We start from the raw sequence: 10,325 nt of genomic DNA, 5'->3' as shown, positions 1-10,325 counted from the left end.
AACGGTAATTTCTTTAATCAGACGGGTGAAGATTTTGCCGCGTTTGGCATCTTGTCGGGCTTTTTTGTGTTGGATATTTGCCCACTTACTATGGCCTGCCATGTTGATTCCTTTCGTTTTTTCACGCGCTGAGGCGGAATTTGCTTCATTTGTAAGGCGTGCATTTTATCATAAGTTGCCTTTAGCCAAAATATTCAGACGGCCCGAATATTTGCAAAAACAGGCCGTCTGAAAACAAAGAAACTTTTTTAAATAAAGAAGCACATTTGCGGCAAACCTTTGTCAGTTTTTCGTTTTAATTCACGAAGGTTTACGGTATGATGACAAAATCGGTCAAAATTGTTAACAACTTAACCGGTATCGAATGGCAAAACGGCCTGCTCGCCGATATTGCCAAACGCGAAAAATGAGTGGGAGTAGTTACCCGTATCATTTTATTTTTATTGTTTTTATTAAAGGTTTTATTATGGAAGAAATATTGTCTGCTCTGGTGGGTGCAGTCAATCTGGTTCTTTGGGACTACCTGCTGATTTATGCCTTAATCGGTATTGGCCTGTTTTTTACCCTGTACTTGGGCGCGCCGCAAATTACCAAATTGGGGGCGGGTTTTAAAGCCGTTTTCGGCGGCTTGTTCAGCAAAAAAGACAAAGACCACGAAAGCAAATCCCTGTCTCAATTTCAAGCGCTTGCCGTAGCGATTTCTGCGCAAATCGGTACCGGTAACGTTGCCGGTGTCGCCACTGCGATTACTGCCGGCGGCCCGGGGGCCATTTTTTGGATGTGGTTGTCTGCCATTCTGGGCATGTCTACCATTTTTGCAGAAGCCGTTTTGGCGCAAAAATACCGCGTGGTCAGCCACGGCAAATACATCGGCGGCCCTGCGTTTTACATCACGCACGGCCTGACCCCGAAAATCGGCCGTGGCGCGGCGCGTTTCCTGTCCGGCTTTTTCTCCATCGCCTTGATTATCGCGCTGGGTTTCATCGGCAACGCAACCCAATCCAATTCCATCGCCTCGGCCATGAATTTGGCTTTCGATATTCCTCCGATGGCTGTCGGCATTGCTTTGGCGGTATTCGCCGGCCTGATCATCATCGGCGGTATCAACCGCATTGCCGGTATCGCGCAATTTGTCGTGCCGTTTATGGCGGTAATTTACATCTTGTGTGCCGTGATTATTTTGTTCAAATTCTCCGACCACATTATCCCGATGTTCCACAGTATCTTTGTTGCCGCCTTCAATCCCGAAGCGGTATTGGGCGGTGCGGCCGGTATCGGTATGCGCGAGGCAGTCCGCTTCGGCGTGGCACGCGGCCTGTTTTCCAATGAGGCCGGTATGGGTTCGACCCCGCACGCTCACGCGACCGCCAACGTCAAACACCCTGTGCAACAAGGTATGGCCGCGTTTATCGGTATTTTTATCGATACGCTGATGGTCTGCACGGCAACCGCGCTGATTATCCTGCTGACCGATGCCAACCTGTCCGGCGAAACCGGCGCAGCAGTTACCCAACTGGCGTTTAACAAAGCCTTCCCGGGTTTTGGTTCACAATTGCTCGCCGTCTGCCTGACCTTCTTCGCCTTCACCACCATCATCGGCTGGTACTACTTCGGCGAATCCAATATCCGCTTCCTGTTCCGCGGCAAACACTTGGGCATCTACCGCGCACTGGTTTTGGTGGCCATCGTATTGGGTACATTGGGCAAAGTGGATTTGGTTTGGAGTATGTCCGATATGTTCAACGGCTTTATGGTTTTGCCGAACTTAATCGCCCTCTTCCTGCTGCGTAAGGAAATCCGTGCGGTTTATGACGATTATCTGGCGCAAACCAAAGCCGGCAAAGAGTTGACCTACAACTACGAATTCCACGAATTCCACGACAAAAACCCAGATTAACGACAAACAAAAACCTCTCAGTCAAACTGAGAGGTTTTTTATTTCAGGCCGTCTGAAACTACAACACATAAAAATAAATACTGATAAATTGCGTCAAACTGCCTGCTAAGACAAACAAGTGCCAGATACCGTGGCCGTGGCGGATTTTCGTATCGTTGATAAACCAATAAATCCCCGCGCTATACAATACGCCGCCCAACACCAGCCAAAATAATCCACCAGCCGAAAGCGACTGTATCAGCGGCCATACCGCCACCACAATCAGCCAGCCCATCAACACATAAATCACCATCGACAGCAGCCGCTTCTCGCTTTTGCGCCCAATTGTCAGTTCCTGAACAATGCCTAGCAAAGCCAATCCCCAAGACACGCCGAAAAGCGACCAGCCCCAGCCGCCGTGAAGGGTAATCAGCGTAAACGGCGTATAACTGCCTGCAATCAAAAGATAAATCATACAATGATCAACCTTTTGCAAAATCGCCTTGGCCTTAGGCTGCGGAATACTGTGATATAAGGTTGAACCCAAATACAGAAGCAGCAGGCAGATTCCGTAAGTCAGTGCACCGGCAATCCGATAGCCGTCCGCCGATTCCACCGCTTTCACCAGCATCAGCACCAACGCCGCCACTGCCAATAAGAAACCGGCCAAATGGCTGTACGCATTAAATCTCTCGCCGTGATACATAAACCATTCTCATTTCTAAAAGACCAAAGTGTACGCGAAGACAGAGGCTTCGTCAGAGAAATCGGTTTAAAAATAAGTTAAAGCGCAAAGGCCGTCTGAAAAACACGGCCTTGCAATATAACAAAAACATCTTTGCAACAAACAAACCATTCTTTCCCTTTTTCAGACGGCCTCACTAAAGTATCGACTATCGCCAAGGTTGCAAAGAGAGAAAAAATGTCCATCCAAAACCACCACCTCGACTGGCTCGAAGCCGAGTCTATCTACATCATCCGCGAAGTCATTGCCAACGCCCAAAATCCGGCCTTGCTGTTTTCCGGCGGCAAAGACTCAGTCGTATTGCTGGCGCTTGCCGTCAAAGCCTTCCAAATCGAAGGCCGTCCGCTGAAGCTGCCGTTCAAACTCCTGCACGTCGATACCGGCCACAATTACCCCGAAGTCATCCAATTCCGCGACGACACAGTCGCGCGTACCGGCGTACAACTTGTGATCGGTAGCGTAGAAGAATCCATCCGCAAAGGCAGTGTCGTCTTGCGCCGCGAAACCGATTCTCGCAACGCCGCCCAAGCCGTTACGCTGGTTGAAACCATTGAAGAACAAGGCTTTGATGCGCTAATGGGCGGCGCTCGCCGCGATGAAGAAAAAGCGCGCGCCAAAGAACGCATCTTCTCTTTCCGCGACGAGTTCGGCCAATGGGATCCTAAAAACCAACGTCCTGAATTATGGTCGCTCTACAACACACGCCTGTTCCAAGGCGAAAACATGCGCGTATTCCCGATTTCCAACTGGACGGAATTGGACATCTGGCAATACATCGCACGCGAAAAACTCGCCCTGCCGCCGATTTATTACACCCACAAGCGCGAAGTTGTCGAACGCAACGGCCTGCTCGTTCCCGTTACCCCGTTGACCCCAAAACGCGAAGGCGAAATTGCCCAAATCCGTGATGTCCGTTTCCGCACCGTCGGCGATATTTCCTGCACCTGCCCTGTTGCCAGTACCTCCGCCACGCCCGAAGACATCATTGCTGAAACCGCCGCCGCAACCATTTCCGAACGCAGCGCCACGCGCATGGACGACCGCGTATCGGAAGCGGCAATGGAAGAACGCAAAAAACAAGGCTATTTCTAAACCGGTTTTTCAGACGGCCCATATATATTTCAAACCCGAACAACACGGCAAAACCATCTGCCCCTGCCGTGTTGTTTGCTTTATTATTCTTGCAAATATCATTTAACAACAAAAGCTTAATTAAAAATCCTTACCAAGCGACAAACAATAAAACATAAACAAACATGGTATAATAAACGCTTACAGGCAGAGATTTAGACAAAAGTCTCAGGCCGTCTGAAGGAGGAAAAACATGAATCGACGCGTTTATATCGTACATGGCTTTGAAGGCAATCCGCACGGCAACTGGTTTGACTGGCTTTGCGCCCAAATCAAAAGCACCGGCGCACAAGCAATCTCCCTCGCCATGCCCAATCCCGACAAACCAAGCACGACCGCGTGGCAGTTTACCCTTGACCAGCACATCGGCAAGCCCGATGCCCATACCTTCCTAGTCGGCCACAGTCTCGGCTGCATTACCCTCCTTCACTTTCTCAGCCGCCAACAGCCCCAAAAAATCGGCGGTCTGTTGCTTGCCGCCGGTTTTGCCGATACGCTGCCACCCCTGCCTGCGCTTGATGCCTACATTAAAGCAGCGTCGCCCGATTTCGACATCCTGCGCAAAATCGACATGCCCAAACACTGTCTGGTTTCCGACAACGACACCCATGTTCCGCCCGAACTGACTTTGGACATGGCGGCCAAACTCAAAAGTCCTGTTACCCATATTCCCGAAGGCGGCCATTTGATGGCTTCGGACGGCTTTACCCAACTGCCGCAGGCTTGGGAAGCACTGAAACCCATGTTGACCGAATAAACACGCAATATAATTTGGTTTTCAGACGGCCTTGTCTGTCTCCCCTCCCCACGACAGGCCGTCTGAACGACAATAAAAAAACAACCTGCCCTTTCAAGCAGGTTGTTTCTTTTTATGCCTTATTGACAGCAAATTTAATATTGCACCGTCCATTCAATCTCACCGCCGGCCCTCATCGGTACAAGCTCGCCATCGCCGTAAGGTACGCTGATAGGTACGGTTTGTGTTTGTTTGACCAATGTGATGGTATCGGTATTTTCAGGCAGACCGTAGAAGTGCGAACCGTTTCTAGAAGCAAAGGCTTCCAGTTTGTCCAACGCGCCTGCTTTCTCAAACACTTCAGCATAAAGCTCAATGGCAGTCATCGCGCTGAACATACCGGCACAACCGCAAGCATTTTCTTTGGCAGTTTTGGCATGTGGTGCAGAATCCGTGCCGAGGAAGAATTTGTGCGCCTTATCACCGGTAACGGCGGCAACCAAAGCCTGACGGTGGGTTTCGCGTTTGAGAACCGGCAGGCAGAAATGATGAGGGCGCACGCCGCCGACCAAAAGGTCGTTGCGGTTGAGCAGCAAGTGTTGCGGCGTCACGGACGCGGCCACATTATCGCCAGCTTCCAATACCAGTCGGGCTGCTTCGGCAGTGGTGATGTGTTCAAACACGACCTTGAGGTTGGGCACTTGCGCCAGAACCGGCTTCATCACGCGCTCGATAAAGGCGGCCTCGCGGTCGAAAATATCGATTTCGGGGTCGGTTACTTCGCCGTGAACCAAGAACAAAATACCCTGTTTCGCCATTTCTTCCAACACGGGAATTAGCTTAAACAAGTCGGTCACGCCGGAATCGGAATTGGTGGTCGCGCCTGCTGGATAGAGTTTGAAAGCCACGATACCGGCAGCCTTGGCTTCACGCACGAGTTCGGGAGTAGCGTTGTCGGTCAAATAAAGCGTCATCAACGGCTGAAAGGCACTGCCTTCTGGCAGGGCGGCCATAATGCGCTCTTTGTATGCTTGGGCATCGGCAATGCTGACAACGGGCGGCTTCAGGTTGGGCATGATAACCGCGCGACCCATTTGTCGGGCGGTGTAGGGGGCAACGGCTTTGAGCGCGTCACCGTCGCGCAGGTGTAAGTGCATATCGTCGGGGCGGATGATGGTCAGGGTTTGCATAGCTTACTTTCGAGTGGTTTGGTTTGATAATGTTTCAGACGGCCTTTATTCGGCGGTAACGGTTTCTATCGATTTGATGTTTCAATCGTCAACCGGCCTAAGGCAAAACGGCGGCCTTATTGTCGTAAGAATGATGGGTCAAATAAAAAACAGCCTGTACCGGAAAATGCTCGGACGACGTTGTTTTGACGGTCAGCAAGGTTTCTTTCGGACTGCCGGACGCGCGCCATGCGTAGGAAATCTGACGCATAGGCAACGGGGCTTCCGCCAAATTATCGGCACGCAACTCAGCGTTCAAACCTTGCGGCGGATTTTCTGCCAAAGCTAAAAATTGTTTGAAAATCAGATGGTCGTCGGCTTTAGCCGTGCGCACGCTGCAACTGTCTTCAGTCAGGCTCAAATAATAATCTACGCCGTTTTCCGTTTTCTTCCAAATGCTTAATGCCTCCAAATCCATCATTCCGGCAGGCAAATCGGCAATATCTTTTTTCGACAATAAAACCAGTTTGTTGGCATTGGCAAACTCGCCGACAAGGGCGGCATCGCCGTCTGAGGCCACGCAGCTTTGGCGGAACAAGTCGGTTACATTTTGGGCATAATCGGCAGCGTTCTGCGGCGAAACGCCTTCCTTGCCGCATGCACTCAGGCAGACGGCCAATACGGCGGCACACAACGCGACGGCTTTAGACATTTCAGACGGCCTTATTTGTGTTTCAACACCAGCTTGAACACGCCGTCGGCTTCGCTCGATTCCAACAAGACATGTCCGGTCTGACGGCAAAACGCTTCAAAATCGCCGGGCGCGCCGCCATCGGTAGCCAATACGGTCAGCACTTCGCCCTCCTGCATTTGCGCCAAAGCTTTTTTAGCACGCAAAATCGGCAGCGGGCATTTCAAACCGATGACATCCAGAGTTTGTGTATTCATGATGAAAACTCGTCATATTAATCAGAATTAACGTCAATTATACCGCACTTACTTGCACCCCACCCTGCAAGCCCATAAAATAAAGCCGTTTTTCACTTTGGAGCTGTCTATGCGCCGTTTTGCCCTTCTCGCTCTCAGCCTTGCCGCGACTCAAGCATTTGCTTTGGGTTTCAGCCAAAAGGATACGCTGACCAACACGCGTTATCAGGAAAGCCCTGAAGAAGTTGCCGCACGCGAATTTAAAGAACATAAAGCCGAGTTGCCGCCCTTGCCCGATACCCAATCGGGCGATTGGTTCGACCTCTATGTCAACGAAACCTACGGCAAGCAGCCCAAAATCCTGCTCAGCAGCCTGCAAATCATGCCTGCGCCGGACAACAGCATCCGCTATGTCTTGAACGTACGCTCCGACAAAGGCTACGACAACCTCTCCGTCGAAGGCCTCTATTGCGCCCGTACGTCCTTTACTTACAGTAACGACAAGCGTTCTTCTTACAAAGTATTCGCATACGGCGACACAGTAAACCACCGCTGGATCGAGCCGCGTAAAGGCGATTGGAAGCTGATCGGCAATGCGTTCAGCCGCAATGATGCCCTGCACACCGCCCTGTATCAGGCATTCTGTATCGACGGTATGCCGACAACGGTCGAAGGCTTGGTACAACGTTTGAAAGAACGCGGCGGCCGTCACGGCACAACACTGACCAAGCACGACAAATAAACCGCTTTAATCAACAAAAAGGCCGTCTGAAATTTTTCAGACGGCCTTGTCTTTCAAGACGGTTTAGAATTTGTGATACAGGCCCACAGAAGCGGCTTTTTGTTCAACGCCGCCTTTGTTGGCCGCAGTCAGACGGGTTTTGTTGCCGACTTTCAGATACGCCAGTTGAGCATTGATGCCGGTGCGTTTGCTGAAGGTGTATTGGCCGCCGATAACGACTTGGTCGAATTTATCCACCAATTTCTCGCCACTGTTCACGCCCTTGGCAGGCCAGCCGTGTGCGTAAGTAATGCGTGGGGTCACGTTGCCGAATTTGTAGCCGACAGTTACCGCTGCATCAACTACTTTCACGGCTTCCTCTTTGCCTGTGTCGGTAGTGATGTCACTACCCTTGTACTGATTAAAATCATCGGTGAAATAGCCTAAATATTTGTTGGCTGTCTCATGGCCTTTGGCATATTGTACGCCGCCGCCGACAAAGAGATTGTCTTTATCGTAATAAGTTTCGACTTTGGCGATTTGCGCCGCTTTGGCTTTGCTTGATTTGTCGGTGTACGCGCCGTTGTAGTGGCCGTAAGCCGCATTGGCGGTAAAGCCGTTTTTAGAGAAACTCACGCCGCCGGTGTATTGGTCTTTGGCCGCTTGGGTATGCGTGTATTTATCTGAAGGATTGCGGTTGTCGCGCGGTGCGTAAGACACGTTGAATTTGAATCCGCCGAAATCCGGGCTGTCGTAGCGTACAGCGGCGTTGCGGTTGCCGGTACGGGTAAAGATGCCCAAGCCTGCGGCATTGGTTTTGTACATCCATGGATCGATGGTGTCCATTTCATTCAGCATATTGCTGAGTTTACCGGCGCGAATCTTACCGAAGTTACCTTGCAGGCCGATGAAGGAGTCCCGAGTGGCAAAACCTTGGGAACCGCCGGTAATGGCCGTTTTTTGTTCTACCTGCCAAATGGCTTTCAAATCGCCGCCCAAGTTCTCGCTGCCTTTGAAACCGATGCGGGAGGTATTGTCATTGATGCTGGTTGCGGTAGAGCTGGTTTCAGAACCTGCATCACCTTTGATTTTTACTTGACCGACGGTCACGCTACTTTTGATTTGACCATACAGAATCACTTCTGCAGATGCAGCCAGCGGCAAACCGGCAATAACCAAAGCGATAATCGATTTTTTCATTATTCTCTCCAAAACAAAGTTAAAATCTCGTGAAAACACGTTTAGCAATATTAATGTTTTCCAACGCTACAAACAACTACTTTCATCTTGATAAGCACTTTTATTTATTAGAGTTTAGACTTTTTACAACATTTTCAAATAAAACAGGCCGTCTGAAAGAAATTTCAGACGGCCTCTCCCATTCAAAGTCACTGCAAGGACAATCATCCCTCTTATTGCAATCATTTAATCAAAAATGATTGCTTGATAAATGTTTGCCATATATCAACCCAACATTCCCAAATTGCCACTATCATTAACTTTCTTCTTATGAAGAAGTTTTTTTATATCAATAATTTATTTGGTATAAATTTTTTCTTTTACCTAATATAAATAAACAGGAGCCCTTATGTTGAACAAACATCTCTTTTTATCTTTGCTAATGGCTGTCTCTACTGCAACGGTATCCGCCGAAACCCATCATGCACATTGGTCTTACACAGGTGAAAACGATGCTGCACACTGGGGCGATTTAAGTGAAGACTTTGCTGTCTGCAAAACAGGCAAACAGCAATCTCCTGTGGACTTCTCCGCAACAAAAGCAGTAAAAGGCAAACAACTGGCATACCGTTACAACGTCGCCGACTACAAAGTAGAAAATAACGGCCATACCCTTCAAGCCACGCCGCAAGGCAAGGCACAAACCATCGTGATTAACGGTAAAACCTATACCTTAAAACAATTCCACTTCCATACGCCGAGCGAACATACTTTCAAAGGCAAACATTTCCCGATGGAAGCGCATTTCGTCCATCAAGCCGAAGACGGTACTTTGGCGGTCATCGGCTCTGTATTTAAACCGGGCAAAAACAACCCTGCCTTGTCCGCACTCATTGCCAAAAAACTGAAAGCAGGCGAATCCGTAGATTTGAAAAACTTGAATATCCAAGCCCTGCTGCCTAAAGATAGCAAGTCATTTCAGCTGAAAGGCTCGCTGACAACGCCGCCTTGCAGCGAAAACGTGACTTGGGTTGTCTTAAAAACTCCGGTTCAGGCAGATGCGGCGCAGTTTAAAGCCATGCGCGACATTATCGGTGGCGAAAACAACCGTCCCGTACAACCTTTGAACGACCGCGAAGTCAATGAAGACAAATAACTTCTAAGGCCGTCTGAAAAGAAAAAAGCACCCGGATAACGGGTGCTTTTTCAATCACATCAATCAGGCTTTTTTGTTACCCAACGCGGCTTTCACAAACGCGCTGAATAAAGGATGGCCTTTGCGCGGATTGGAAGTAAATTCCGGATGGAACTGACACGCGAAGAACCAAGGATGATTTGGCAATTCGATGGTTTCAACCAAACGCTCACGGCCTGCGGATACGCCGCCGATGACCAAACCAGCTTTTTCCAACTGAGGCACATAGTTGTTGTTGACCTCGTAGCGGTGGCGATGACGTTCGCGGATATGTTCGCTACCGTAGATTTTTGCGGCAAGGCTGCCCGGTTTGAGGTCAACTTCTTGCGCACCCAAACGCATGGTACCGCCCAAATCGGCAGATTCGTCACGGGTTTCTACGCTACCGTCTGCAGTTTGCCATTCGTCAATCAGGGCAACGACAGGCGCAGCGCATTTCAAGTCAAACTCGGTAGAGTTCGCACCTTTCAAGCCTGCAACATCGCGGGCGTATTCGATCAGGGCAATTTGCATGCCCAAGCAGATGCCCAAGTATGGTACGTTGTTTTCACGCGCATAGCGTACGGCGGCAATTTTGCCTTCCACGCCGCGTGAACCGAAGCCGCCCGGCACCAAAATCGCGTCCATGTCTTTGAGCATGGAAACG

General features: G+C 49.9%; 11 protein-coding genes and 1 pseudogene. 5 read left to right on the top strand and 7 right to left on the bottom strand.

Annotation, left to right across the window (positions count from 1 at the left end; translation table 11 throughout):
- Positions 1-102, bottom strand: a pseudogene (locus ACTHUE_RS06355) (YebC/PmpR family DNA-binding transcriptional regulator); the annotation flags it as partial.
- Between the two features lie 364 nt (positions 103-466).
- Between ACTHUE_RS06355 and ACTHUE_RS06350 the strand changes: the two are divergent.
- Positions 467-1,897: an alanine/glycine:cation symporter family protein gene (locus ACTHUE_RS06350; protein ID WP_049335517.1), complete on the top strand. Its 1,431-nt coding sequence runs from the start codon at positions 467-469 to the stop codon at positions 1,895-1,897.
- A 58-nt stretch (positions 1,898-1,955) separates the two neighbouring features.
- Here the strand turns inward: ACTHUE_RS06350 and trhA are convergent, their stop codons facing one another.
- A complete protein-coding gene (trhA, locus tag ACTHUE_RS06345) occupies positions 1,956-2,582 on the bottom strand; it encodes a PAQR family membrane homeostasis protein TrhA (protein ID WP_049335514.1) in 627 nt (208 codons plus the stop codon).
- A 189-nt stretch (positions 2,583-2,771) separates the two neighbouring features.
- Between trhA and cysD the strand changes: the two genes are divergently transcribed.
- Complete coding sequence (gene cysD, locus ACTHUE_RS06340; RefSeq protein ID WP_079453679.1) at positions 2,772-3,713, top strand: sulfate adenylyltransferase subunit CysD; 942 nt, start codon at positions 2,772-2,774, stop codon at positions 3,711-3,713.
- A 232-nt stretch (positions 3,714-3,945) separates the two neighbouring features.
- Positions 3,946-4,509 carry an RBBP9/YdeN family alpha/beta hydrolase gene (locus ACTHUE_RS06335; RefSeq protein WP_049322739.1) on the top strand — a complete coding sequence of 188 codons (564 nt, stop codon included), beginning with the start codon at positions 3,946-3,948 and terminating at the stop codon, positions 4,507-4,509.
- 134 nt (positions 4,510-4,643) lie between these two features.
- Here the strand turns inward: ACTHUE_RS06335 and pyrC are convergent, their stop codons facing one another.
- From pyrC to ACTHUE_RS06320, 3 genes are all read right to left on the bottom strand, one after another.
- Positions 4,644-5,678: a dihydroorotase gene (gene pyrC / locus ACTHUE_RS06330; RefSeq protein ID WP_070504408.1), complete on the bottom strand. Its 1,035-nt coding sequence runs from the start codon at positions 5,676-5,678 to the stop codon at positions 4,644-4,646.
- 97 nt (positions 5,679-5,775) lie between these two features.
- On the bottom strand, positions 5,776-6,369 hold the full coding sequence (locus ACTHUE_RS06325) for an NMCC_0638 family (lipo)protein (protein ID WP_070588346.1): 594 nt from the start codon (positions 6,367-6,369) through the stop codon (positions 5,776-5,778).
- Positions 6,370-6,380: 11 nt separating this feature from the next.
- A complete protein-coding gene (locus ACTHUE_RS06320) occupies positions 6,381-6,605 on the bottom strand; it encodes a sulfurtransferase TusA family protein (RefSeq protein WP_003681929.1) in 225 nt (74 codons plus the stop codon).
- A 109-nt stretch (positions 6,606-6,714) separates the two neighbouring features.
- Between ACTHUE_RS06320 and ACTHUE_RS06315 the strand changes: the two genes are divergently transcribed.
- Positions 6,715-7,326, top strand: coding sequence for a CNP1-like family protein (locus ACTHUE_RS06315; protein WP_039862007.1), 612 nt, complete (start codon positions 6,715-6,717; stop codon positions 7,324-7,326).
- Positions 7,327-7,389: 63 nt separating this feature from the next.
- Here the strand turns inward: ACTHUE_RS06315 and ACTHUE_RS06310 are convergent, their stop codons facing one another.
- On the bottom strand, positions 7,390-8,505 hold the full coding sequence (locus tag ACTHUE_RS06310; protein ID WP_004519454.1) for a porin: 1,116 nt from the start codon (positions 8,503-8,505) through the stop codon (positions 7,390-7,392).
- Between the two features lie 388 nt (positions 8,506-8,893).
- Here ACTHUE_RS06310 and ACTHUE_RS06305 point away from each other — a divergent pair, with 388 nt between their 5' ends.
- Entirely contained in the window at positions 8,894-9,640 is a 747-nt protein-coding gene (locus tag ACTHUE_RS06305; protein ID WP_004519452.1) for a carbonic anhydrase, read from the top strand.
- A gap of 63 nt (positions 9,641-9,703) precedes the next feature.
- Here the strand turns inward: ACTHUE_RS06305 and ACTHUE_RS06300 are convergent.
- Positions 9,704-10,325, bottom strand: a 622-nt coding sequence (locus ACTHUE_RS06300; protein ID WP_440423125.1) for a glutamine amidotransferase-related protein, incomplete at its 5' end; no start/stop codon positions are given.

Source organism: Neisseria sp. P0021.S005 (assembly GCF_051956955.1).
The sequence above is the reverse complement of the archived record's forward strand: the minus strand, read 5'-3'. Positions and strand labels throughout refer to the sequence as shown.

Excerpts from the sequence above, each read along its gene's own strand:
- ACTHUE_RS06310 (WP_004519454.1), bottom strand. The coding sequence starts at position 8,505 with ATGAAAAAATCGATTATCGCTTTGGTTATTGCCGGTTTGCCGCTGGCT.
- ACTHUE_RS06350 (WP_049335517.1), top strand. The coding sequence starts at position 467 with ATGGAAGAAATATTGTCTGCTCTGGTGGGTGCAGTCAATCTGGTTCTT.
- ACTHUE_RS06320 (WP_003681929.1), bottom strand. The coding sequence starts at position 6,605 with ATGAATACACAAACTCTGGATGTCATCGGTTTGAAATGCCCGCTGCCG.
- ACTHUE_RS06305 (WP_004519452.1), top strand. The coding sequence starts at position 8,894 with ATGTTGAACAAACATCTCTTTTTATCTTTGCTAATGGCTGTCTCTACT.
- ACTHUE_RS06335 (WP_049322739.1), top strand. The coding sequence starts at position 3,946 with ATGAATCGACGCGTTTATATCGTACATGGCTTTGAAGGCAATCCGCAC.
- trhA (WP_049335514.1), bottom strand. The coding sequence starts at position 2,582 with ATGTATCACGGCGAGAGATTTAATGCGTACAGCCATTTGGCCGGTTTC.
- ACTHUE_RS06315 (WP_039862007.1), top strand. The coding sequence starts at position 6,715 with ATGCGCCGTTTTGCCCTTCTCGCTCTCAGCCTTGCCGCGACTCAAGCA.
- pyrC (WP_070504408.1), bottom strand. The coding sequence starts at position 5,678 with ATGCAAACCCTGACCATCATCCGCCCCGACGATATGCACTTACACCTG.
- ACTHUE_RS06325 (WP_070588346.1), bottom strand. The coding sequence starts at position 6,369 with ATGTCTAAAGCCGTCGCGTTGTGTGCCGCCGTATTGGCCGTCTGCCTG.